27 protein-coding genes are annotated in these 23,116 nt (G+C 69.4%); 6 read left to right on the top strand and 21 right to left on the bottom strand.

What is annotated here, in order from left to right:
- Positions 1-65: 65 nt before the first annotated feature.
- Positions 66-1,496: a DNA recombination protein RmuC gene (locus ACVBD7_RS08475; protein ID WP_458097042.1), complete on the top strand. Its 1,431-nt coding sequence runs from the start codon at positions 66-68 to the stop codon at positions 1,494-1,496.
- Positions 1,497-1,535: 39 nt separating this feature from the next.
- On the opposite strand, the gene ACVBD7_RS08470 is transcribed toward ACVBD7_RS08475, so the two are convergent.
- The 6 genes from ACVBD7_RS08470 to ACVBD7_RS08445 form a co-directional block, all read right to left on the bottom strand.
- Positions 1,536-2,720, bottom strand: coding sequence for an HPP family protein (locus ACVBD7_RS08470; protein ID WP_458097041.1), 1,185 nt, complete (start codon positions 2,718-2,720; stop codon positions 1,536-1,538).
- A 48-nt stretch (positions 2,721-2,768) separates the two neighbouring features.
- Entirely contained in the window at positions 2,769-4,019 is a 1,251-nt protein-coding gene (locus tag ACVBD7_RS08465; RefSeq protein ID WP_458097040.1) for an alpha-hydroxy acid oxidase, read from the bottom strand.
- On the bottom strand, positions 4,016-5,362 hold the full coding sequence (locus ACVBD7_RS08460) for a class-II fumarase/aspartase family protein (RefSeq protein WP_458097039.1): 1,347 nt from the start codon (positions 5,360-5,362) through the stop codon (positions 4,016-4,018). Before ACVBD7_RS08460 ends, ACVBD7_RS08465 begins: the two co-directional genes overlap by 4 nt.
- Positions 5,359-6,501: a bifunctional 3-oxoadipate enol-lactonase/4-carboxymuconolactone decarboxylase PcaDC gene (gene pcaDC, locus ACVBD7_RS08455; protein ID WP_458097038.1), complete on the bottom strand. Its 1,143-nt coding sequence runs from the start codon at positions 6,499-6,501 to the stop codon at positions 5,359-5,361. Before pcaDC ends, ACVBD7_RS08460 begins: the two co-directional genes overlap by 4 nt.
- Before the next feature lie 121 nt (positions 6,502-6,622).
- Positions 6,623-7,501 carry an ABC transporter permease gene (locus ACVBD7_RS08450; protein WP_458097037.1) on the bottom strand — a complete coding sequence of 293 codons (879 nt, stop codon included), beginning with the start codon at positions 7,499-7,501 and terminating at the stop codon, positions 6,623-6,625.
- Positions 7,491-8,336 (bottom strand): ABC transporter ATP-binding protein, encoded by an 846-nt coding sequence (locus tag ACVBD7_RS08445; protein WP_458097036.1) that lies wholly within the window; start codon positions 8,334-8,336, stop codon positions 7,491-7,493. The genes ACVBD7_RS08450 and ACVBD7_RS08445 overlap by 11 nt, the downstream gene beginning before the upstream one ends.
- A gap of 202 nt (positions 8,337-8,538) precedes the next feature.
- Here ACVBD7_RS08445 and ACVBD7_RS08440 point away from each other — a divergent pair, with 202 nt between their 5' ends.
- Complete coding sequence (locus ACVBD7_RS08440) at positions 8,539-8,952, top strand: rhodanese-like domain-containing protein (RefSeq protein ID WP_458097035.1); 414 nt, start codon at positions 8,539-8,541, stop codon at positions 8,950-8,952.
- A gap of 49 nt (positions 8,953-9,001) precedes the next feature.
- On the opposite strand, the gene ACVBD7_RS08435 is transcribed toward ACVBD7_RS08440, so the two are convergent.
- Complete coding sequence (locus ACVBD7_RS08435) at positions 9,002-9,988, bottom strand: Bug family tripartite tricarboxylate transporter substrate binding protein (RefSeq protein WP_458097034.1); 987 nt, start codon at positions 9,986-9,988, stop codon at positions 9,002-9,004.
- A gap of 201 nt (positions 9,989-10,189) precedes the next feature.
- Between ACVBD7_RS08435 and ACVBD7_RS08430 the strand changes: the two genes are divergently transcribed.
- Entirely contained in the window at positions 10,190-11,014 is an 825-nt protein-coding gene (locus ACVBD7_RS08430) for an endonuclease III domain-containing protein (RefSeq protein ID WP_458097033.1), read from the top strand.
- Here the strand turns inward: ACVBD7_RS08430 and ACVBD7_RS08425 are convergent.
- The 3 genes from ACVBD7_RS08425 to ACVBD7_RS08415 are packed head-to-tail and all read right to left on the bottom strand — an operon-like array spanning position 10,947 to position 13,189.
- Complete coding sequence (locus tag ACVBD7_RS08425) at positions 10,947-11,624, bottom strand: amino acid ABC transporter permease (RefSeq protein WP_458097032.1); 678 nt, start codon at positions 11,622-11,624, stop codon at positions 10,947-10,949. The genes ACVBD7_RS08430 and ACVBD7_RS08425 overlap by 68 nt on opposite strands.
- Before the next feature lie 11 nt (positions 11,625-11,635).
- Positions 11,636-12,319, bottom strand: coding sequence for an amino acid ABC transporter permease (locus tag ACVBD7_RS08420; protein WP_458097031.1), 684 nt, complete (start codon positions 12,317-12,319; stop codon positions 11,636-11,638).
- A gap of 12 nt (positions 12,320-12,331) precedes the next feature.
- Positions 12,332-13,189, bottom strand: coding sequence for a transporter substrate-binding domain-containing protein (locus ACVBD7_RS08415; protein ID WP_458097030.1), 858 nt, complete (start codon positions 13,187-13,189; stop codon positions 12,332-12,334).
- A 169-nt stretch (positions 13,190-13,358) separates the two neighbouring features.
- Here ACVBD7_RS08415 and ACVBD7_RS08410 point away from each other — a divergent pair, with 169 nt between their 5' ends.
- Entirely contained in the window at positions 13,359-13,568 is a 210-nt protein-coding gene (locus ACVBD7_RS08410; RefSeq protein ID WP_458097029.1) for a hypothetical protein, read from the top strand.
- Between the two features lie 52 nt (positions 13,569-13,620).
- Here ACVBD7_RS08410 and mtnA read toward each other — a convergent pair whose 3' ends face one another.
- From mtnA to ACVBD7_RS08395, 3 genes are read right to left on the bottom strand one after another with little or no spacing between them, the layout of a single operon-like run.
- Positions 13,621-14,715: an S-methyl-5-thioribose-1-phosphate isomerase gene (gene mtnA / locus ACVBD7_RS08405; RefSeq protein WP_458097028.1), complete on the bottom strand. Its 1,095-nt coding sequence runs from the start codon at positions 14,713-14,715 to the stop codon at positions 13,621-13,623.
- A gap of 9 nt (positions 14,716-14,724) precedes the next feature.
- Positions 14,725-15,243 (bottom strand): UPF0262 family protein, encoded by a 519-nt coding sequence (locus tag ACVBD7_RS08400; protein WP_458097027.1) that lies wholly within the window; start codon positions 15,241-15,243, stop codon positions 14,725-14,727.
- Positions 15,236-15,733, bottom strand: a complete 498-nt coding sequence (locus tag ACVBD7_RS08395; protein ID WP_458097026.1) for a DUF983 domain-containing protein — start codon at positions 15,731-15,733, stop codon at positions 15,236-15,238. Before ACVBD7_RS08395 ends, ACVBD7_RS08400 begins: the two co-directional genes overlap by 8 nt.
- Before the next feature lie 133 nt (positions 15,734-15,866).
- Here ACVBD7_RS08395 and ACVBD7_RS08390 point away from each other — a divergent pair, with 133 nt between their 5' ends.
- Positions 15,867-16,508, top strand: a complete 642-nt coding sequence (locus ACVBD7_RS08390; protein ID WP_458097025.1) for an aspartate/glutamate racemase family protein — start codon at positions 15,867-15,869, stop codon at positions 16,506-16,508.
- A 54-nt stretch (positions 16,509-16,562) separates the two neighbouring features.
- Here the strand turns inward: ACVBD7_RS08390 and ACVBD7_RS08385 are convergent, their stop codons facing one another.
- The 8 genes from ACVBD7_RS08385 to ACVBD7_RS08350 form a co-directional block, all read right to left on the bottom strand.
- Positions 16,563-16,832 carry a hypothetical protein gene (locus tag ACVBD7_RS08385; RefSeq protein ID WP_458097024.1) on the bottom strand — a complete coding sequence of 90 codons (270 nt, stop codon included), beginning with the start codon at positions 16,830-16,832 and terminating at the stop codon, positions 16,563-16,565.
- A gap of 50 nt (positions 16,833-16,882) precedes the next feature.
- Entirely contained in the window at positions 16,883-17,329 is a 447-nt protein-coding gene (locus tag ACVBD7_RS08380) for a hypothetical protein (RefSeq protein WP_458097023.1), read from the bottom strand.
- A gap of 136 nt (positions 17,330-17,465) precedes the next feature.
- Positions 17,466-17,789, bottom strand: coding sequence for a hypothetical protein (locus ACVBD7_RS08375; RefSeq protein ID WP_458097022.1), 324 nt, complete (start codon positions 17,787-17,789; stop codon positions 17,466-17,468).
- A 66-nt stretch (positions 17,790-17,855) separates the two neighbouring features.
- Positions 17,856-18,824 carry an N-carbamoyl-D-amino-acid hydrolase gene (locus ACVBD7_RS08370; RefSeq protein ID WP_458097021.1) on the bottom strand — a complete coding sequence of 323 codons (969 nt, stop codon included), beginning with the start codon at positions 18,822-18,824 and terminating at the stop codon, positions 17,856-17,858.
- Between the two features lie 49 nt (positions 18,825-18,873).
- Positions 18,874-19,533, bottom strand: a complete 660-nt coding sequence (locus ACVBD7_RS08365; protein WP_458097020.1) for a phospholipase D family nuclease — start codon at positions 19,531-19,533, stop codon at positions 18,874-18,876.
- Positions 19,530-19,805, bottom strand: coding sequence for a hypothetical protein (locus ACVBD7_RS08360; protein WP_458097019.1), 276 nt, complete (start codon positions 19,803-19,805; stop codon positions 19,530-19,532). The genes ACVBD7_RS08365 and ACVBD7_RS08360 overlap by 4 nt, the downstream gene beginning before the upstream one ends.
- On the bottom strand, positions 19,802-19,981 hold the full coding sequence (locus ACVBD7_RS08355) for a hypothetical protein (protein WP_458097018.1): 180 nt from the start codon (positions 19,979-19,981) through the stop codon (positions 19,802-19,804). The genes ACVBD7_RS08360 and ACVBD7_RS08355 overlap by 4 nt, the downstream gene beginning before the upstream one ends.
- Complete coding sequence (locus ACVBD7_RS08350) at positions 19,978-21,360, bottom strand: dihydroorotase (RefSeq protein WP_458097017.1); 1,383 nt, start codon at positions 21,358-21,360, stop codon at positions 19,978-19,980. The genes ACVBD7_RS08355 and ACVBD7_RS08350 overlap by 4 nt, the downstream gene beginning before the upstream one ends.
- Before the next feature lie 215 nt (positions 21,361-21,575).
- On the opposite strand from ACVBD7_RS08350, the gene ACVBD7_RS08345 reads away from it, so the two are divergent.
- On the top strand, positions 21,576-23,105 hold the full coding sequence (locus ACVBD7_RS08345; RefSeq protein WP_458097016.1) for an MmgE/PrpD family protein: 1,530 nt from the start codon (positions 21,576-21,578) through the stop codon (positions 23,103-23,105).
- Positions 23,106-23,116: the final 11 nt, after the last annotated feature.

Raw genomic sequence — 23,116 nt, 5'->3', positions numbered from 1 at the left:
ATATGGCATGGATTGCCCGGCCTGCGAGGGTGGCCCCGCAAGTCCCTGACCTGAAAGCGATCCGTATGGCCGAACTGAACGCCCTATTTCCGCTGATCCTGGCCGGGCTGGCGCTGCTGGGTGTGGTGGCGTTGCTGTTGCGGCGCTCTTCGGGTGGGGGCGATGCACTGGGGGCACTGTCGGGCAAGCTGGACGCGATGGGCGCGGCGCAGGACCGCCAAGCGGCAGCCGCGGCGGACCGGGCGGCGGCGTCTGAGCGGGTGCTGGCGGACCGGTTGGCCGAAGCGCGGGTGGCGACGGACGCCGCCCTGGCCGCACAGCGCGAGCGGCTGGGTCTGACGGAGCAAGCCCTGGCGGACCGGCTGGGGGAAGCCACGCGCGCCATGGCCGAGGCGCTCGCGGCCCAGGGGCTGGCGGCGGCGAACGGCATTGCAGCGCAGAACGAACGGCTGGCTGCGCAGGAATCGGCGCTGGCCGAACGGCTTGCCGCCTCCAGCCTCGCGCTGACCGAAACCCTGGCGACGGCGCTGGCCGCGCAGAACGAGCGGCTGGCGGCGCAGGAGAAGGCACTGGCGGACCGGCTGGCGGCGACCCAGGAGGCGCTGGGTACGGCGGTGGCGGCACAGAACGACCGCCTCGGCCGCGTTCTGAACGACAACGCGCTGAAGGCCGAGGAGACGGCGGGCAAGATTCATGAGCGGCTGGCCGTCATCGACGCGGCGCGCGCGAATATGGAGGCGCTGGGAGCTCAGGTGGGCAGCCTGGCCCAGATCCTGGGCAACAAGCAGTCCCGCGGCGCCTTCGGCGAGGTGCAGCTTCGCCAGATCGTGGAGGACCGGCTGCCGGCGGACGGCTTCTCCTGGCAGCACACCCTGGCGAACCGCACACGCTGCGACGTGCTGATCCGCCTGCCCTATCCGCCCGGCCCGATCGCCGTGGACAGCAAATTCCCGCTCGAGGGCTGGCTGGCGGCGCGGGACGCGGGGGACGATGGCGCTCGGATCGCGGCCACGAAGCGCTTCGCGTCCGATGTCACGCGCCATGTGGACGACGTGGCGGGCAAGTACATCTGCCCGGGCGAGACGGCCGAGGGCGCGCTGATCTTCGTGCCGTCCGAGGCGATCTATGCCGATCTTCACGCGGCCCACGCCCCCGTGGTGGACCGGGCGGCGCGGATGGGCGTCTACATCGTCTCGCCCAGCACCATGTGGGCCGTGCTCGGTACCATGCGCGCGCTGATGCAGGACGTGCGGATGCGGGCCGAGGCCGGGCAGATCAAGAACCAGGTGGCCGAGCTGATGAAGGATGTGGTCCGCCTGGACGATCGCGTCTCGAAGTTGCGCAAGCACTTCGTGGATATTCAGACCGACGTGCAACAGATTGAGATCACCACGAGCAAAATCACGCGGCGCGGCGTCTCGATCGAGGCGGTGGAGCTGACGGACGCGCCGGCACTGACCGGCCCTGACGGGGTGCTGGCGCCCGCGGGCCAGTGACGCGCGTGATCCCTGGAGCGGTACTAGGGGGGGGCCGGGTCAGGCGGCCTTGCTTGCCGCCGAGGCCCCCTCGGCCGCAAGACTGCCGCGGTAAAGGGCGGCAATCAGGTCCGACTGGGCAATGATGCCGGACAGGCGGCCCTCGCCGTTCACCACCGGGACGTGGCGGAGCCCAGCATCCGCCATCAGCGGCACAAGCTCCGCGACATGCATATTCTCATACACGGTGCGAATCGTGCTCGGCATGATCTGGCCGACGACATCTGGCGGGCCGCTCCGGCGCCCGGCTGTGCTGATTATGCGGCGGAACCTGGTTCCGAGCCCTTGGTGTGGCTCAAGGTCCGGGTCCCGGATGAAGTCCAGGTCCGAGACCATACCAATCACCCGCCGCGCGGGATCGACGACGGGCAGCGCCCGGATGTCATGGCGCCGCAGAAGCCGCCAGGCCTCGGCCAGCGGCGTGTCGGACTGCACGGCAATGACATCGCGCGACATGATCGCCGCGCAGGTGATCTCGCCGAAGCGGCGGCGATAGGCGTGGATCTCCGCCTGCTGCACGAGGTTTCCAAGGTCGTCCCGGCTGATGTCGAGGATTTGGTCGTAGCGGCTGAGAACGGCATCCAGATCCTCGGCCCGCACGCCCAAGCGCTCAGAAGGGCTGCGATCGGCGGTCTGGTGCCGATTGCCTGGCGCGGGCTGCACGACATGCGGGTAGGCCCGTCGCGTCACATTGTTGAAGGCCACGGCCGCGAGCATCAGCATCGCGGAGTTCACCAGGACCGGGAAAAGGACGAAATGGTAGCCTGCCGCGGTCACCGCGGGGCCGCCGACCACTGCGGTGAGCGCGACGGCGCCTCCCGGGGGATGAAGGCAGCGCAAGGCGAACATTGCCCCGATCGCGAGGGACACGGCGAACGGCGCGGCGACCAGCGGATCCGGAAGCCAGAGGGCACAAGTAACGCCGATGATCGCCGACACGGTGTTGCCGCCGATGATTGACCAGGGCTGAGCGAGGGGGCTGGCCGGTACCGCGAAAAGCAGCACCGCGGAGGCGCCGAAGGGTGCGATCAGCAGGGGAAGCGCAGCCCCGGGGCCTGTCACTGCCAGGGAAACCAGCCCGGTCAGCAGAAGGCCGAGAAGGGCGCCCGCAGCTCCCCGCAGCTGCTCTGCCCTGCTGACACCGACCGGTGCCGGCAGGAAGCCTCGCAACCAGTTGCCGATCATCCGGCGGCGACCTTGGTAGGCGCCAGCATGCTCACGGGCTTCGCCTGCTTAAAGCGGCGCGACCCCAGCGACGCGCATGAGGTGCTGCATCCCCACCTCCTCCGGCGCCAGGCACCCCAGGAGGGCGAGGTTGCGGTCCACCTCCGTAGAGAGGATGTCGATCCCGTGCCGCACGCCGGCTTCCCCACCCACCGCGGCGGCATAGAGGAAGGGCCGGCCGACGAAGACAAAATCCGCGCCCATGGCGAGGGCCTTCAGCACGTCCGAGCCGCGCCGGATCCCGCCATCCATCATCACCACCATGTTCCCGGCGGCCGATTTCACCTCCGGCAGGGCACGGAAGGCGGAGATGGCGCCGTCCAGCTGCCGGCCACCGTGGTTGGAGACGATGACGCCATCCGCGCCCTCCTCATGGGCACGACGCGCGTCTTCCCCGTGCAGGATGCCCTTCACGACGAGCTTGCCGGTCCATTGCCGGCGGATCTGGGCGAGGTGGGACCAGTTCAGGTGGTCCCGGGCACCGAAGTCGCGCTCCACGTTGCGGGCGATGATGGGGGCGCCGCGGGTGGCATAGGAGTTCTCGAAATGCGGCATGCCGTGGTGGCGAAGCGTGCGCAGCATGGTGTCGAACAGCCAGCGCGGGCGGATCGCGCCGTCCCAGGCCAGGCGCAGATTGGGCTTGAGCGGGGTGGAGAAGCCGGAGCGGACGTTGTTCTCGCGGTTGCCCATGGTGGTGGTGTCCACCGTGAGGACGAGGGTCTTGAACCCTGCCTTCGCCACGCGCTCGACCAGCCCCGCGATGCGGGCGGGCTCACCGGGGAGGTAGGCCTGGAACCAGCTTTCCGGCGCCTCGCGCGCGATCTCCTCCAGCGGGATAAGGGAGGAGCCGGACATGATCATGGGGATGCCCGCGTCACGCGCGGCACGGGCGAGCACGATGTCCCCGCGATAGGCCATCATCGCGCTGATCCCCATGGGCGCGATGCCGAAGGGGGCGCGGTATTCCCGGCCGAACAGGCTGGTCACCATGCTGCGGCGGGAGACGTCGATCAGGTAGCGCGGGCGAAAGGCCCAGTCCGCGAAGACGCCGCGGTTGTCCTTGAGGGAGGCGTTGGTCTCGGCCGCGCCGGCGATGTAGCCGAAGAGCGGGCGCGGCAGCTTGCGGCGCGCGGCCGGCTCGAAGTCATCCAGCGCCAGGATGGGGCGGAGCGCACGGGGGAGAGACTTGTTAACCCTCCGGTACACGCTCTTCGCCGGCGGCGGAACCGGGGCGGCGCCGTTGGAATCGGGAGGGCTCATGCCAGTCGCTCCAGCACGCGGTCGACGAAAAGGCCGGCGCTGCCGAGATATGTGGAAGGATCGGTGATCCGCGCGATCGCGGCCTCATCGAGACGGGAGGAAACGGACCCGTCACGGCCCAGCGCCTCGGCGAGCGGGATGCGTTCGGCCAAGGCAACGTCGCAGGCATGGTGCACGGCGTCATGCGCCGCACCGCGCCCGAGCATCGGGGCCAAGCCCATCATCACGGCCTCTGCCATGATGGCCCCGCCGGTAGCATCCAGGTTGCGGCGCATCCGGGCGGCATCCACCGTCATGCCCTGTGCGATCTGCCGGGCCTGGTCCAGCGCGCCGTGGGTCAGCAGCAGGGCCTGCGGGATGGCGAGCGGCTCGGCCTGCCAGGGGCCGGTGCCGCGCTCATGGTCCAGCGCCATGGCGGACATCACCTGCGGCACCAGCGCGTGCACGCCGCGGGCCTGGGCGAGGACGTATTCGCAGGCGATCGGGTTGCGCTTCTGCGGCATGGTCGAGGAGCCGCCGCGCCCGGCCTCATGCGGCTCGAACACCTCGGCCACCTCGGTCTGCATCAGCAGCATGACGTCGGTCGCCATCTTCGAGAGGGTGCCGCAGAGGATGCCGCACCAGCACACCGCCTCGGTGACGGTGTCGCGCGCGACATGCCAGGGGATGTCGGGGACGGCGAGATCGAGCTCCCGCGCCAGGGCCTCTGCCACGGCCGGGCCCTGTTCTCCCAGCGAGGCAAGCGTGCCCACGGCCCCGCCGAACTGCACGCGCAGCAGGCGCGGCAACAGGGCGTCCAGCGTGTCCCGCGCGTTGATCAGCGGCGCGAGCCAGACGGCGCATTTGTACCCGAATGTGACGGGCAGGGCGTGCTGGAGGTGGGTGCGCCCGGCCATCACCGTGTCCCGGTGCTCCCGCGCGCGGGCGGCAAGGGCCACGATGGTGGCGTCCAGCTCGGTGCGGATCAGCGCGAAGGCCTCTCGCAGGGCCAGTACCAGGGCGGTGTCGAGAATGTCCTGGGTCGTCGCGCCCCAATGGGTCCAGCGCGCCGCGTCCTCGCCCGCCAGCGCACCAAGCTGCTTCACCAGCCCAACGACGGGGTAGCCGGTGTTCCGCGTGGCGGCGGCCAGCTTCGGGAGGTCAAGCCTGTCGGCGCGGGCAGCCTCGGTGATGGCGCGGGCGGCGGCTTCGGGCACGATGCCCAGCCCGGCCTCAGCGCGGGCAAGTGCCGCCTCCACGTCCAGCATGCGCTGCAGGAGCGCCATCTCGCCCACCGCGCCGCGCATGGCATCGGTGCCGTAGAGAACGCCCCAGACGGCGCCGTCCGCGGGGTTGACGGTCATCCCTCCATCTCTGCCAGGATCGCCTTGGCGATCTTCAGCGCGTGGTTCGCCACGGGCACGCCGGCATAGGCGCCGACCTGCAGCAGCACCTCCGCGATCTCCTCCGGCGACACGCCCGTGTTGCGCGTCGCCCGCACATGCAGGCCGAACTCGCCCTCCCGCGCCAGGGCGGCGGTAACGGCGAGGGTGAGGAGGGAACGGGTGTGACGCGGCAGGCCCGGGCGGGTCCAGATCTGCCCCCAGACATTGCGGGTGATGTAGTCCTGGAAGGGCGCATCCAGCGGGGAAATATTTGCTTGTGCGCGGGCCACATGCGCCTCCCCCAGCACGGCCTTGCGCACAGCCAAGCCGGCGGCGAGCGCGTCGCCCTCGGGCCCGGCGAGATGGCCCTGCAGCGCGGCCGTCACGCCATCGGCCGCCTCGAACGTCGGGATGTGGGCGACGCCGGGCAGGACGTGCAGCACCGAGCCCGGGATGGCGTCCCGGATCGCCTCGGCGGCAGGGACGGGCGAGCCCTGGTCGAGGTCGCCGACCACGATAGTCGCCGGGCCGCGAAGCCTTCCGCGCAGATCTTCGGCGCGGCCGTCCCGCAGCGCGGCGGCGGCGGCGGCATAGCCCTGGGGCGGGGTGGCGAGGAGCATGCTCAGCAGGGCGCGGGAGGAGGGGGAAGCCGGGTCCACCACCCACCGGCCCATCACGCCATCGGCCACGGCCGCCATCCCGCCGGTGGTCACCGCCTCGATGCGGGCCTGCCAGAGGGAGGGCGGGTTGAACTCCAGCGCGGTGGCGAGGAGGAAAAGGGAGAGGACGCGATCCGGGCGGAGGGCCGCCATTTCCATCGCGATGCGGCCACCGATCGAGATGCCGGCCACATGGGCCGCCCCGACGCCAAGGGCATCGAGGACCGCGAAGGCGTCCTCCGCCAGGTCGGCCATGCTGGCTTTCTGGCCGAGAGGGCTGGTGAACCCGTGGCCGCGCAGGTCCATCCGGATGACGCGATGGGTGCGGGCGAGCGCCTCGGCCTGGGGGTCCCACACATGCAGGGTGGTTCCCACGCTGTGCAGCATGAGCAGCGGCGGTGCGCCGGGCGGACCCTGGACCTGCACATGGACGGACATGTCGCGGATGGCGATGAACATGTGGCCGTTCTTCTCCCCGAGCCGGCGCCTGCGGGGCGGGCGCCGGGCCCCAAGGCGTATCACGGGGGTTTTCGGCCGGGAACCCGGCGCGGCGAGTACCGGGGCCGGGCTTGCCCGCGGCTCAGACGCCGGCGACGGTGACCTGGCCCTGATCCTGCCCGCGCATCGCCCAGCCGGTGGTCCGGTTCTCGATAGCGACGGCCACGACATACATGATCACGCCCATCACGCCGGTGATGATCAGCCCGGCAAAGACCAGCGGCACGTCGAAGCGCGAGGAGGCCAGCATCATCAGATGGCCGATGCCCTCATTGGCCGCGACCGTTTCCGCAATGATGGAGCCGACGAAGGCGACCGTGATGGCGATCTTCAGCGAAGCAAAGAAGTAGGGCATCGCCCTGGGCAGCCCAACCTTGCGGATGATGTCAGATGGCTTGGCACCCAGCGCGCGCAGCACGTCGCGCAGCTCCGGCTCCACCGTTGCGATGCCTGTCGCCACATTCACCACGATGGGAAAAAAGGAGATCAGGAAGGCGGTGATAATGGCGGGGATCGTGCCGATGCCGAACCAGATCACCAGGATCGGCACCACCGCCACCTTGGGCACCGAGTTGAAGGCGATCAGCAACGGGTAGAGCCCGTGATAGAGCAGGGTGGAGGAGCCGATCGCCACGCCCAGCAGCAGGCCGAACACGATGGCCAGCGCGAAGCCGATCAGCGTTGTCATCAGCGTCTGCCAGGAGTTCGTCAGCAGGGGCAGCCACCACTTCACCATGCTTTCGGCAATCGCCGAAGGCGCGGGGAGGATGAATTGCGGGATGGCGAAGGCGCGGCAGGCTACCTCCCACAGGAGGAAGGTGCCGATGATGATCAGCCAGGGCAACGCGGTCTGCAGCCGGCGCCGGCGGCGGGCCGCGGCGGCCATAGACTCGATCCGGCGCTGGGCCGCGGTGGGGGCGGTGGCGGGCTCGAGAGGGGCGGTGCGGTCATCAAGCGGCATGGGGGGCTTCCTCTCCGGCGCCAGGCATCGCCACCTCCTCGCCGCGGCGGGCGGCGCTGATGTGCTCGCGCAGATCGTGGACGAGCTCCTGGAAGGGCGGGGTGTAGGTCAGGTCCAGGGTACGGGGGCGGGGAAAGGGCACGCTGCGCTGCGCGATGATGCGGCCGGGGCGGGCCGACATGATCATCACGCGGTCAGCCAGGAACACGGCCTCCTTCAGGTCATGCGTCACCAGAATCACGGTGGGCTTGAGGATGTTGCACACCCCCTGCAGCTCCACCCACAGATCCTCACGCGTGAAGACGTCCAATGCGCCGAAAGGCTCGTCCAGCATCAGCAACTGGGGGTCATGGATGAGGGCGCGGCAGAGGCTCGCCCGCTGCTGCATCCCGCCGGATAGCTGGTGCGGGGTCTTGTCCTCGAAGCCTTTTAGGCCGACCAGCTCCAGCAGCTTGCGGGCCTTGTCCTCATACATGGCGCGCTCGGCGCGCAGGCGCCGACGATGCGGCTCCACCACCTCGAGCGGCAGCATGACGTTCTGAAGGATCGTGCGCCAGGGCAGCATGGTGGGCGCCTGGAAGGCCATGCCGGCGATGGAGAGCGGGCCATCCACCTCGTGCCCGGCCACGATGACACTGCCGGCCGAGCAGGGCCACAGACCCGTCACCAAGCGCATGAGCGTCGACTTCCCGCAACCAGACGGGCCGACCACCGCCACGAACTCGCCTCTGGCGATCCGCATGGAGGTGTTACGCAGGGCCAGCGTGCCTTCCGCGCCCCCGTACCGCATGGAGACCTCGTCGATCTCCACGAAGGGCCTCTCGTACCCGGTCATGCCCGATCCTGCCTTTCCGCCACGCCCCATCGGGGCTGGTACCCTCCGGCGCACGGCGCCGTGATCCTGCCCGGGTCCTAGCAAGGGTTGCGCCATCACGGGTAGGACAAACCTCAATCTATCGGCACCGATGTCCTGCCCGGCCCTTGGCACCTGACTGCAGCGCACCCAATCTGCCCGATCACTGCAGGAAGGACGCCCCATGCCGGTCGAGGACATCTCCCCCAGAGACAGCTACGAGGCCTTGCGGAGCGATCCGGACACCATGCTGGTGGATGTCCGCACTGATGCGGAGTGGAATTTCGTCGGGATCCCCGACCTTTCTGCGACCGGCAAGCAGCCGGTGCTGATCCCCTGGCAGCTCTACCCCTCCATGGGCGTGAACGGTGCCTTCATCGAGCATCTGCGGCGTGCAGGGGCAACGCCGCTGAGCAAGCTGCACTTTCTCTGCCGGTCCGGCGCAAGGTCCCTCGCGGCCGCCCAGGCGGCCCAGGCCGCCGGCTTCCCGCACGCGGCGAATGTCGCGGACGGTTTCGAGGGGCCGGTGGACGAGGATGGTCACCGCGGCCAGGTGGCCGGATGGAAAGCCAGCGGCCTGCCCTGGCGGCAGCGCTGACGGTCATGGCGCCGGGCCCGGGCGTATCCCGGGCGCCGGCGCTATGTTCTCACTCCACCCGGATATTCGCGCGGCGGGCGACCTCGCCCCAGCGCCGGGTCTGGTCCGCCACGAAGTCGCGGAACTGGTCAGGCGTGAAGGTACCCGCGGTGATCCCCAGCTCCTCGTAACGGGCGCGCACCTCGGGGGTGGCGAGGGCGGCCAGCGCTTCGCGGTTCAGCCGCTCCACCACCGGGCGAGGCGTGGCGGCGGGGGCGAAAAGGCCGTGCCAGGACACGCTCTCAAAGCCGGGCAGGCTCTCCGCGAGCGTGGGAACGTCCGGTGCCTGCGGGATACGCTGCAGGCTACCAACGCCGATGGCGCGGACGCGGCCTTCCCGCGCATGCGGCCAGCCCGAGGAGAAGTTGTCGAAGGCCATCGGCAAGGTGCCGGCCAGCATGTCCGTCATGATCTGCCCGCTGCTGCGATAGGGCACATGCACGGCGTCGGTGCCCGTCAGCTGGGTGAACAGCTCGCCCGCCAGGTGGATCGAGGTGCCGACGCCCGACGAGCCGTAGTTGATCTGGCCCGGCCGCGCCTTCATCAGCGCCACCAGTTCCTGCAGGTTCCGGGCAGGGATGTTGTTGGCGACGACCAGCATGTTCGGCTGGCTGCCCAGAAGCGCGAGCGGCGCGAAGTCGCGCAGGTTGTCGAAGGGGATCTTGGGGTAGATCGATGGGTTGATCGCGTGGCTGCTGATCGTGCCCATGCAGATCGTGTACCCGTCCGGCGCCGCCTTGGCGCAGGCATCGGCGCCGATGTTGCCGCCGGCACCGGCGCGATTGTCGATGACCAGCGGCTGGCCGAGGCGGCGGGACATCTCGCCGCCGACCAGACGCCCGATCAGGTCCGTCGTGCCGCCGGCCGCGAAGGGAACGATCACCCGGATCGGGCGGGTGGGCCAGCTCTCCTGGGCGAGGAGGGGCATGGGGACGAGGGAGAGGGCAAGCGCCGCTCCCATCAGGGCGCGCCTCATCGGGCCGGGCTTGCGCATCATTCGTTCCTTGTCCTGGTCCGCCCTGAAGGGCTTCGCTTCCGGACGAGGAGAGGCCATCGCGGCGGCGCCGCGTCAAGCGATGCGGGCGCGGTGGCTGATGTCGCGCTGCGCGCGCCGCGAAGCGTGATGCGTGGAACAGACTGCCGAGCATGATCGCCGTCGCGCGCCGCGGCAGAAGGTGCGCGGCTTGTTCCGTGCAGCGTGACGGCCACGCGCGCGTTGCGGGAGGGTATGCCTGCCGAGGACCGGATGCCGGACGTCAATTCCATCGCCGGGACGCCGCGGGAGCGGCTATTGGAGGCGCATTCGCGGCTCTGCCCCGTCTATGGCTGCCCGATCGCCTATTTTCATGCTCATGAGCCGATGGAGGAGCTGGTCTCCTCTCTGCTCTCGCACCGCACGCGCAACGCGGACAGCGCGCGGGCCTTCCGGACCTTGAAGGAGCGGTTCTCGGACTGGGAGGCGGTGCGGGACGCGCCGGTCGAGGCCGTGCAGGACGCGATCGCCTCCTGCACCTGGCCGGAGGCGAAGGCGCCGGCGCTGCAGCGCATCCTCCGGCTGGTCACCGAGAGGGTCGGGTCGATGTCGCTGGACCACCTCGCCGCCATGCCGGTGCGGGAGGCGCGGGACTGGCTGGAGTCGTTGCCCGGGGTAGGACCAAAGACGAGTGCGGCGGTGCTGTCCTTCTCCTCTCTGCGGGCACGGGCGCTGCCGGTGGACAGCCACCACCACCGGGTGGCGCAACGGCTGGGGATCATCCCGGCGAGCGTCTCGGTCGGTCCCTCGCATCAGGTGATGGAGGCGATGCTACCGGCAGAGTGGGACGCACAGACGGTCTATGATCACCACGAGGTGCTCATGCTGCACGGCCAGCGGGTGTGCCACTTCCAATCCCCGGCCTGCGGGCGCTGCGTGCTGCTGGAGATGTGCCCGACCGGGCAGGCGCGGATGGCCGGGTTCAGCCCCGCCCCGCCACCGCGCGGTTCTCGAGCCGCGAAAGCAGCCGCACCACGGGCCAGAGGATGAGGAAATAGGCCAGGGCCGCGGCCACGATCGGCGAAGCGTTGTAGGTCACGCTCTGCGCCTGCCGGGCCTGGAACAGCAGCTCTGGCACGGCCACGACCGAGGCGATGGAGGTGAGCTTCACCACCTCCAGCGTGTTGGAGACAAGGTCCGGCAACACGTTGCGCACCGCCTGCGGGATGACGACCAGCCACATCGCAGGCGTGGTGCGCAGGCCCAAGGCGCGTGCGGCCTCCATCTGTCCGGGCGGCACGCTGTCGAGCCCCGCGCGGAGGACCTCCCCGTAGTAACTGCCCGTGTTGAGGAAGAAAGCCAGCGCCACCGCGCCCCAGGGGCCGAGATCGACGCCAAGGAACGGCAGGCCGGCATAGAGGAAGATCAGCAGCACCAGTGGCGGCAGTGCTCGGAAGGTGTCGGTCCAGGCGGCGAGCGGCCAACGAATCCAGCGGTTCCGCGCGCGGGAGAGGAGCGCGATCGCCGTGCCATGAGCCAGTCCGAGCGGCACCACGACGGCGGCCAGCAGCAAGGTCTGCCCCAGGCCGCGCCAGAGGATCGGCATGGCCTGGCGAATGATGTCCAGGTTCAGGAAGGAGTCGACGAAGTCCTCGAGCACGGGATCCCCCTTCAGCGGCCGGGGATGGCGACGCGGCGCTCGATCCAGCGCCCGGCGCCGACCACGGGCAGGAACAGCAGCGCGTAGGCGATGGCGCCGAGCGTTAGGGGCGAGGGATTGCCGGAGAAGGCCATGGCCGATTGCGCCGAGCCGAGGATCTCCGCGACGCCGACGACGGAGGCGAGCGCGGTGCCCTTGGTGATGGCGATGGTGCGATTGGTCAGCGGCGGCACCACCATCCGCACGGCCTGTGGAAGGATGATGCGGAACAGGATGGCAAGGAACCGCAGCCCGAGTGCCTTGCCGGCATCCCATTGACCCTTGGGCGTGGCGGTGATGCCGGCCCAGAAGATCTCTTCCGCGAAGGCGGCGAGGACGAGGGTGAGGGATAGCCAGGTGGCCCAGAAGCCGGAGAGGGAGATGCCCATCCCTGGCAGGCCGAAATACAGAAGAACGATGATGACCAGCGGCGGCAGCGCGCGGAACAGGTCCACCACGAAGATGATGCCCCAGTTCAGCACGCGTATCCCGAAGGCGCGCAGAACGGCGAGGCCGAGGCCGAGCGCCAGCCCCGCCGTGATGATGAGCACCGCAAGAGCGAGCGTGAGGCCGAAGCCTTGCACGATCTTCGGCAGCCATTCCGCCATCACCCTCGCATTGAGGAAGGTGAAGGCGAACCCGTCCAATCCCCCCATGTGCCGGTGCTGCTAGTTGCAGCGCGGTTCGTGCGGGGTGGGGTCGTAGCCGGGCAGGCCGGGCACGCCGTAGCCGGGGAACACGGTGTTCTCGGCGTCGTCAGCCGCGGGCTTGGTGCCGAACCACTTCTCGGAGAGCTGGGCAACGAAGCCGTCCCGCTTCATGCATTCCAGCACGTTCTCAACCTGATTCCGCAGCTCGGCATTGTCGCGGCGAAAGGGGGCGGCCCAGTGCGCGCGGGTCTCCCGGATGGCGAAGTCCGGCACGAGATTGCGCTGCTGGCTGGCGGCATACTTCACCACGGTGTTCCCCGCGAGCACCGCATAGGCGCGGTTGGAGATCACGGCCTGCACGGCGTCGGGGTTGGAGTCGTAGGCCTGGAAGGTGAAGCCGAGGCGTTCGGCATTCGCCTGCGCCCAGGCGTCATAGGCGCTGCCCTTGTTCACCGCGATCACCTTGCCACGGATATCGTCCAGGCTGCGGATCGGGGCATTGCCGCGGCGGATGCCGAACTGGAACTCAGTGTAGAGATAACCCTCCGCGAACAGCATCCCCTCCGCCCGCTCTCGGGTCACCGTCACCGGGGCCGCCAGGAAATCGTAGCGCCCGGCATTCAACGCAGGGACAAGGCCGGAAAAGGAAGCGCTGTCGATCGTGATCTCGCGGCCCATGCGACGCGCCACTTCGCGGAACAGGTCCACGTTGAAGCCCTGCACGCCGCCTTCCATCCGGGGGAAGGCGTGGGGGGCGAAGGTGCCGTCCACGGCCGTGCGTAGCGGCGGGCCGCCGGCCGCAGTGCCCTGGGCGAAGGCGGGCGTGAGGGCAGCCGGGATGGCGGCCAGGCAGGCGGCGAGGAGAAGGCGGCGCATGGAGGGGACCTCAGCGGGATTCGGCGTTGCGGCACCATGGCATGCAGGAAGGCTGCCTGGGGAGAGGGGCGCAATGCCAAGATCCTGCCATGATTGCGTCGCGCCATTGCCCTGAGCCGGGCGCTCCATGCGCATGTCTCGCCACTGCCGGCGAGTCGGAGAACTCTCCATGGACCGCATCGCCCTCGCCCTCATCGCTTCGGGCCTCGTCCTGATCCTCACCATCGTCGCCATGGTGCTCGGCAACGGACAAGGCGAGGTACTGCCGGCCTATGCCGGATCCGGCGCCGCGCTTTCCGGCGCCGCTATCGTGGCTGGCCTTGCGCTGCTGGAACGGCGCGCCTTCTCGCCTCGCAGCGTCCGCTCCTTCAATGCCTGACCGGAAGGGCCGGGCCTGAAACCAGGCCCGGTCGCTTCCAGCCTGGCCTGACCTAGGCCTTCTCGGGGTAAAGTGCGGCCAGCCCAGACTCACTCGCCTCGCAACGGCCCCGCTCGGTGATTAGCCCTGTGACGAGGCGCGCCGGCGTCACGTCGAACGCCGGATTTGCAGCCGATGTGCCCTCGGCGGCCACCCGCACCGTCACCACGCTCCCATCCGGAAGACGGCCAGTGGCGTCCGTCACCTCGGTGCCGGAGCGCTCCTCGATCGGGATCTCAGACAGCCCGTCGCGCACCTTCATGTCCAGGGTGGAGTGAGGGAGGGCCACCCAGAAAGGGACGTTGTTGTCCTTCGCGGCAAGCGCCTTGAGGTAGGTGCCAATCTTGTTGGCCACGTCCCCCTGCCGGGTGACGCGGTCCGTGCCCACCAGCACGATGTCCACCATCCCGCGCTGCATCAGATGCCCGCCGGCATTGTCGGCCACCAGCGTATGCGGCACGCCGTGCGCACCCAGCTCCCATGCCGTCAGCGCCGCGCCCTGGTTGCGCGGACGCGTCTCATCCACCCAGACATGGACATCCAGGCCGGAGTCATGCGCCTGGTAAATGGGCGAAAGGGCCGTGCCGAAATCCACGGTGGCGATCCAGCCGGCATTACAATGCGTCAGTACCCGAACGGGCTCGCCGGGCGGCTTGCGAGCGGCGATGTCGCGCAGCAGCTCCAGCCCGTGCTCACCGATACGACGGTTGGTCTCCACGTCGTCGTCGCAGATGGCAGCGGCCTCGGCATAGGCCGCGTCGGCGCGCCGCTCCGGCGGGTGGTTGCGAACGGCGGCGCAGATGCGGTCCAGCGCCCATTTCAGGTTCACCGCAGTCGGCCGCGTCTCGTTCAGCATTGCCGCCATGCGCTCGAGGTTCTCGATCGAAGGATCGCGGCGCAGTGCCATGGCCAAGCCATAGGCGCCGACGGCACCGATCAGCGGCGCGCCGCGGACCTGCATGGAGCGGATGGCATGCGCCACCGCATCCTCGTCGGAGAGAACCAGTTCCTCCACCGCCCAAGGCAGGCGGGTCTGGTCGAAGATGCGGATGGAGTGACCGTCGGCGTCGAGCCAGACGCTACGGAAGGGCTTGCCGGCGATCTTCATGGGGCGATGTCAGATCCGATGGTGAAGGGCGCAGACGAGGGTGAACAGACGGCGCGCGGTCTCCAGGTCCAGCGCGACGCGGCCTTGCAGGCGTTCCCGTAGCAATTCGGCGGCCTCGTTGTGCAGCCCGCGCCGGCCCATGTCGATCGCCTGGATGCGCGCATCCGCAGCACCCTCGACCACTGCCTGCTCATGGCCCTCGATGACCATGTTGTAGTCCTTGATCAGCCGCCGGAACGGGCCGAGCGCCAGCGCGTAGGCGTGCAGCGGCGCGTCCTCGGCATCGCGGACGTCAAAGACCAGGCGCCCGTCGCGCAGGCAGAGGTGCAGGGCATAGGGGCCAGGCGGCAGGCCCTCCGGCGCGAAGCAATTGCTGGCGAGCAGGTCCGCAACAGCCTGCTGCCGGTCCGCTTCCGCATGCGGGAGGTGCAGGGGTGGGTGATCGGGCAGGGCGATGCGCACGATGTCGCACGATGCCTCCCTGGCGATCCCAGCCTCACGCTCGAGGTCCTGCACGGCGTCAGGCATCCCGCGAGGGGCCCGGCACCGGCTGCTCATCCTGCGGGCGGTCGTGATCGGCGAAGCCGAGGCGCATCATCCAGCCGACCACTCCGCCCTTCACGGGCCGAAGAAGGAGGGTACAGACCACGGCGAAGAGGGGCAGCCACACGGCCATGTGCAGCCACATCGGCGGCTCATAGGCCTTCTCGACCCAGAAGACGGGCGGGAACAGGACATGGCCGGCAAGAAAGATGACGATGTAGGGGGGCGCATCGTCCGCACGGAGCCGTCCGAGCGGCGCGTGGCAGACCTCACATTCCTCAACGACGCGAAGGAAGCCCGAGAAGACACGTCCCTGGCCACAGACGGGGCAGCGGTTGGAAGCGCCTCGCCGGATCATCGTCCAGAGCGAGGCGGGCGCGACCGCGTCAGCCGTGAGCGGGGCAGCGCCAGTCGTGGGCCGCCAAGTCGTCACGGCCGGGGCATTTGCCTCGGGCGCGCCTTGCTGCGTTGCCATGATCGAGTCCTCCCGGGGACGGGTTGTGAACGTGTCCCATCGCGTTTTGTTGCAATGCAATATGGGGCCTTGCCCCCGCTGCGGCAAGCGGCGAAGGCTTGTCCGGGCAGGGTTGCGCCATCACCATTCCCGGATGGAACGCCGCATCCTCGTCATCAATCCAAACCGCGACCTTGCCTGCACCGCTGGGATCGCTGCCGCCGTGGCGCCGTTCTCGCGGCCTGGCCAAGCCCGGTTCGACACCATTCGCCTTGAGGGCGGGCCTCCCGCGATCGCCAGTTGGCGGGACTGGTACTCGGTCGCCCTTCCGCTCTGTGCCGCGGTGCAGGCGGAGGCTGCAGATGCCTATGTGGTGGCCTGCGTGTCCGACCCTGGGGTGGAAGCGGTTCGGGAGGTGACGGACCGCCCGATTCTCGCCCCCTTCCGCGCCGCTGTCCTTTCGGCTCTGGCGCGGGCTGATCGCTTCGGGGTGATCGCCTTTGTGGAGGCCAGCAAGGCCCGGCAACGGCGGGTGCTGCTGGCCATGGGTGTGGAGGCCCGGCTTTCCGGGACCGTCGCGCTCAACCTGCCAATGTCGGCGCTGACAGACCCGGCCGCGCCCCGGGCCGCACTGGTCGCGGCCGGGAGGCAACTGGTGGAGGCGGGGAGCGGAGCCGTGGTGCTGGGCTGCACGGGTATGGCAGGACACCGCGCCTTCCTGGAGGCCGAGATCGGGGTTCCGGTAATCGAGCCTTGCGCGGCCGTGGCGGCCCAGGCGCTACTCGCCGTTGCCTAAAACGGCGAAGGCCCGGCCGTTCCCGGCCGGGCCTTCCATCCCTGCGGCAGGGCTTCAGCGCGTGGCGACGGACTGGCTGGAAACGTCGCGCGAAAGACCGGCCCCGGCGATCCGCGCGCGTTCGCGCTCCCAGTACTCGCGGCGAAGATTGCGCGTCTCGCGCTCGCGATCCCTCACCTCGACGTTCTCGGTCCGCTTCGGCTCTTCCGCGCGGTTGAAGCGGGAGAGGAGGTTGCCGAACAACCCATCCTCTGCGCGCGCCTGCATGGGCGGCAGAAGAGCGAGGCCGGTGAGGGCGAGCACGGCAACGGCGCGGGTTATCATGTGATGGTCTCCTGCCGCGAGGAACGCGATGCCGCTACATGGGTTGCGGCTCAGCGCCGACGTTCCTGGTCCAGGCGACGGCGCTCCTCGGCGATGCGGCGCTGCTGCTCCTCCAGCTGCCGCTCGCGCTCAGCAAGCTGGCGATCGCGCTCGTAACGGCCACGGTCATCGCCGCCCCGGCTCTCGCGGCGGGCGCGGTCGCGCTCCCAGGCCTCGCGCCGGCGCTCGCCATCCAGGCGCTCGTCGTCGGAGCGGCGGCGGCCGCGATCGTCGGCGCGGCGCTCCTCGTCCTCGCGGTCGCGGCGGGCCTCGTCGCGGCGGCGGCGGTCCTCCTCCTCTGCGCGGCGGCGCTGGTCCTCGGCATTGCCACCGCCGAACTGGCGGATGGCGCCGTCCAGCAACTGGTTCAGGTCCTGCGCGCGCGCCGGAGCGGCGCTGAGGGCGACCATGGGCGCAAGGAGCGCGAGGATTGCGGAGAGCGGGGCGGTTCGGCGCATGATGTCCTCCTGGGCGGCTCCGGGGAGCACTGTGATGAGGTGAACCCGGTGCGGGGAGCCGGCATCGGGTGCAGTGGGGAGGGAAGCTGCCTCCGGTGTCGCCGCTAGGGCGGGTTGATGGCGGCCGAAGGGCGCGTCAGCGCTGCGGGTTGTCGCTGAGCAGGGGGATCGCCGTCTCGGCCGGGGCAATTGGGCTTGTGGAGCGCGTGTCGGTGCGGTCCGTCGGCAGGCCCGAGCGCTGGCGGTTCAGGTCGTCCACAAGGGCGCGCGTGCCGCCGGGGCCGCCCGACTCCAGGTCGCGCGCAGCGTCCGTGATGCGGTCCTGCTGCTGGTCCCGCTCGACCTGGCGGGCGGCTTCGGCCTGCGCCGCGTTCTGGGCATGGGCCGGGGCGGAAGGGAGGACGGCAACGGCCGCCAGGGGAGCTGTGAGAAAGGCGAGAACGAGGGCGGTGCGGTGCATGAGGTTACCTCCGCTCCATCAACGCGCCGGCCTCGTCGAAAGTTGGGATGGCCGAACGGTGACGCATCAGCGCCCGGCAGGGCGCCACTCCGGCGGTGCTTCCGCACCTGTCTGCTCGGTAATCCGGCCATAGGCTTCCACCCGGCGATGGGCGGCGAAGTTGAAGATCGTCTCGCGGCCCAGGCGGCACATGTCGAGGTCGCAATCGGCGGTGATCAGCTCGTCATCCCAGGAGGTGGCCTGAGCCATGATCTCGCCCTGCGGGTTCACGATGATCGAATGGCCGAACAGCTCGTGGTTGTCCTCGTTCCCTGCCTTGGCGGTACCGACGCCGAAGGTGGCGTTCTGGTAGCAACCGGCCTGGATGGAGAGGTGCGAGTGCGCGACGCGGAGGTGGTGCGCCTCAAAGCCGCGGTTGTCCTGGTTCAGACTGGGCGTGTTGTAGCCGCACATGACCAGCTCGACGCTCTGCAACCCGAGCACACGCCAGGCTTCCGGCCAGCGGCGGTCGTTGCAGATAAGCATGCCGACATTCACCGGCCCCGCGCTGCCGACGGGCGCGCGCACGACAGGAAAGCCGAGGTCGCCCACCTCGAAGTAGCGCTTCTCCAGGTGCTGCACCTTACGGCGCGGGTCGTACTCCGCGTGCCCGGGCAGGTGGACCTTGCGGTATTTGAGCACGATCTCGCCTGAGGGATCGACGAAGACCGCCGTGTTGAAGTGCCGGCCCTCGGGCGTCTTCTCGGCATAGCCGAGATGGAAGGCGATCTTGTACTTGCGCGCCGCCTCAAAGAGCGGGGCCGTCTCGTTCGAGGGGAGCGCCGTCTCGAACCAGTTGTCGGCGGCAGCCCGGTCCTCCTCGTACCAGCGCGGGAAGAAGGTGGTCAGTGCGAGTTCGGGGAAGACCACAACCTCTACGCCGCGCTGATGCGCCCTCTCCATCAAGCGCACCATGCGGCCGACCGCCACGTCGCGGCCCTCGGCCTTCTGGATGGGGCCGAGCTGGGCGGCGGCGACGGTCAGGCGGCGGGGCATGCGGTGCGTCCTCATCAGGTGCGGCGCGCACACTATATATGTGAGCGGATCAGAACAGCCCGTAGCGGGCACTCGAGCGCTTGCGCCGGTCGCGCTCGTTCTCGTTGTCATTCGCCGCGGGCGGGCGCGCCGCCTCGTGATAGGGCTCGCTCACCGCGCGGCGGCGCTCCCAGTTCTCCGCGTAGCGCGCGGCCAGCGACCGGTCACGCAGCACCAGCAGGTTTTCGGCGTTCCGCTCCTGGGCAGAGCGGCTGAAGTTGAAGGAGCCGGTGATCACCGCTTCGCCGTCGATCACGATAACCTTGTTGTGCGCGATCCCCGTGGGATCATCGACCCAGACCTCGAGCCCTGCCCGCGCCGCCTCATCCGCCTGGGAGTAGCGCTCGGTCAGCTGACTGTCGTCCACGATGATCCGCACCCGCACGCCGCGCCTCGCGGCCGCCTCCAGCGCCTGGGCGATCGGAGGGGAGGTGAAGGAATAGGCCTGCAACAGCACCTCCCGCCGCGCGGCGCCGATGGTGGAGACGATCGTCCCCGTGCAGTCGTCGCCCGGCGTGAAGCAGACGGCCGGGCGGGGGATGACGCCGCCTGTCGTTGTCTCGGCTGGCTGACCCTCATTCAGGAACCATGCCCCGGCAAGCAGCGCGCCAAGCACGATGCCGCCGAGGAATGGGATGAGGGCAGGGGAGCCGCCACGCGCCGGTGTCATGCGCGCTCGTCCGGCTTGCGCCAGGACTCCGCGACCGCTGGCGGTGCGGAGCGGCGCTGGGAGGGCGCCGGCAGGGGTGCATCGGACTCGATCTCGTCATGCTCCCTAGGCTCGCCAAAGGCGGCCAGCCACCAGCCAGCGCGGCCGAACAGGACAGCGCAGACCAGGGCGAGCAGCGCATTCGGGACGGAGGTTCCCGGGCCTGTCAGCCAGGTCCAGAACCCGAACCCCAGCAAGGCCGAGAGCACGGCGATGATCAACGGCCGGTTCATCGGCGCGTCCTGATGAAAGCTGCCGCGCCGCCCACCACCGCGATGATCATCCCCGCCAGGAAGTGCGCCATGCCGAAGCCGCCGAAGCCCAGGTAGAAGGCGACGAACAGCGTGAAGCCGAGCAGGATCACCAGCCCGATCAGCAGCTCGGGGGAAGGCGGGCGGCGGCGCCTCATGCCAGTGCCACCGGACGCCCGTGCTGGCGCGGTACGAAGCGCCCCTGGCCGGGGCTGGCCAGCACCGCCGCACCGTCCCAGATCTTCTGGCCGCGGAGATAGGTGGCGGCGACGCGGCCGCGCAACGCCCGGCCCTGATAAGCGGAGTGCTGGAATTCCGGCCGGTCCAGGATCTTCGATTCGTCGAAGGTGAACTCGCCGCGTTCCATCACCATCAGGTCGGCATCGCCTCCGATGGCGATGCGGCCCTTCTTCGGGTCCAGCCCGTGGTAGCGGGCGGGCTCGGCCGCGCAGTACTTCGCCATGAGAGTGGGCGGCAAGCCGCGTTCCTCCAGCAGGGTGAACATGACGGGCGCGAAGCTCTGCATGCCCGTCAGTCCCGCGCCGAGGGCGAAAATGTCGCCCTTGTAGATCTTGCGGTCTCGCTGCCAGGGCGCATGGTCGGTGGAGATATAGGCCACCTTTCCGGCGAGCAGGCTGGCCCACATACGCTCCACTTCGTCCGCAGTGCGGAAGGGCGGGTTGCACTTGCCGAAGCCCTCGAGGCGGATGATGTCCTCCTCGGTCATGCAGAAGTAGTGAAGGCAGGCCTCGCCGGAGGTGCGGGCGCCGTGGCCGCGGAAGTCCTCGGCGATCTCGAAGCCGCGGGCCAGCGACGAATGGGCGATGTGCACATGCGCCCCCGTCTCCAGCCCGATCTCGAAGATGGCGAGGTTTGCCAGGTTCTCGGCCAACGGCGGGCGGGTGCGGCAATGCCAGATGGGATCGGTGTGCCCGGCGGCCTTGGCCTCCGCCGTCAGCTTCATCACCAGCTCCTGGTCCTCGTTATGGACGGCGACCATGAGGTTGGTCTTCGCGATCTCGGCGAAGGCATCCCGCATCAGCCCCGGCTCGATGCGCGGGAAGCGGACAGCGTCATACTCATAGGTGGAGAACTTGAAGGAGCAGGCTCCGGCCTCGGCTAGCCCCGCGATTGCATCCACGCCGCCATCCTTCTTGATGGTGCCGTAGAGCGCGACATCCACATGGGCCAGCCGGTGCAGCCACTCCACCTTGTCCCGCAGGATGGTGGCGTCCGTCACCGGCACCGGGATGTCGTAGGGCATGTCCACGCAGGTGGTGACCCCGCCGGCCGCCGCCGACATCGTCGCGCCCTCAATCCCCGGCCAGCCGATCGCGCTGGCGGTATGCATGTGCCCGTCCACCAGCCCCGGGAAGACAAGATTGCCCGAGTGATCCTCCGTGGCCGTGGCAGGAGGCGGCGCGCCCTGGCCGATGGCGGCGATCGCCTCTCCGCGCACGGCGACATAGCCGCCCTCCAGCACGCGGTCGGGTAGGACCAGGTCGCCGAGGATCACGCGGTCGAAGGGCTGGCTCATGCGGAATTCCCGGCTTGCTGCAACGCCGGAGAGGTTAGGGCAGATCGGAGGCCGCGGGTATCCCGCTGCAAGGCCGGGCGGGCTTCGCAGGGGGAAGCCTTCCGTGATGTGATGCCCGCCACCTGCCGCGCGGCGGGTCGACGATGGGCCCAGATTGGACGATGCCCCATCCCCGGTGCAGAACCGCCGCGCACGAATCAGAGGAGGAAACGCCGGTGCAGATGCATCCCGTGAAGGTCTATCCGTCCAAAGCGCTGCTGAAGCGCGAGGACCAGCTCGCCTGGAAGATCGCGGGCGTCGCCGCAGACTCCGTCGCGGTGCCCGAGGACACGGCGGCCATGATCATCAACCGCGTGATCGACAACGCCGCCGTCGCCATTGCCGCCATCAACCGCTCCGCCCCGACTTCGGCCCGCCAGATGGCGCTCGGCCATGCGCGCCAGGGCGGGGCGACGGTGTTCGGGCTGGACCCCGCGCAGCGCTACTCGCCGGAATGGGCGGCCTGGGCGAACGGCACCGCGGTGCGCGAGCTGGACATGCACGACACGTTCCTGGCCGCCGACTACTCCCACCCCGGTGACAACATCCCGCCGATCCTTGCGGTGGCGCAGACCATGGGGAAGTCGGGCGCGGAGCTGCTACGCGGCCTTGCCACCGGCTACGAGATCCATATCGACCTGGTGCGCGCCATCTGCCTGCATGAGCACAAGGTGGACCATATTGCCCATCTCTGCCCCGCCGCGGCGGCCGGCATCGGGACGTTGCTGGGCCTGGACCAGGCCACGATCTTCCAGGCCGTGCAGCAAGCACTGCATGTGAGCGTGACCTTCCGCCAGAGCCGCAAGGGCGAGATCTCCTCCTGGAAGGCCTTCGCCCCGGCCCATGCCGGCAAGCTGGCCGTCGAGGCGGTGGACCGCGCGATGCGCGGCGAGGGCGCGCCGAGCCCGATCTATGAGGGTGAGGACTCCGTCATCGCCTGGGTGCTGGCTGGCCGCACGCAGCGCTATCAGGGCGATGTGTACGAGCCCACCTATTACGAGGTGCCGTTGCCGGGTGCCGGAGAGGGCAAGCGCGCAATCCTCGACAGCTACACGAAGGAGCACTCGGCCGAGTACCAGTCCCAGGCGCTGATCGACCTTGCCTTCCGCATGCGGGAGAGGATCAAGGACCTGGAACAGGTGGAGAAGATCCTTCTGCACACCTCCCACCACACCCATTACGTGATCGGCACCGGCGCCAACGACCCTCAGAAGATGGACCCCACCGCTAGCCGCGAGACGCTGGACCACTCCATCATGTACATCTTCACCGTCGCGCTGCAGGACGGCCGCTGGCACCACGTGGACAGCTACGCCCCCGAGCGCGCCGCCCGTCCCGAGACCGTCCGCCTCTGGCACAAGATGGAGACGCGGGAGGACCCGGAGTGGACGCGGCGCTACCACTCGCGCGACCCGAACGAGCTTGCTTTTGGCGGGCGTGTGGAGATCACCATGAAGGACGGCACCGTACTGGTGGATGAGCTGGCCGTCGCCAACGCCCATCCGCTGGGTGCCAAGCCCTTCGGCCGCGCCGATTACATCCGCAAGTTCCGCATCCTGACCGACGGCATCATCGACGCCGCCGAGGCCGACCGCTTCATCCAGGCGGCCGAAAACCTCGCCTCCCTCAAGGCGGGCGAGCTGGACCAGCTCACCGTGCGCCTGCCCGAGGGCAAGCTGGCCCAGGGCAAGCCGGGCATCTTCTGATCGCACGATGC

The organism is Roseomonas sp. WA12, from assembly GCF_054165765.1.
This window is presented reverse-complemented; position numbering and strand designations above follow the sequence as displayed.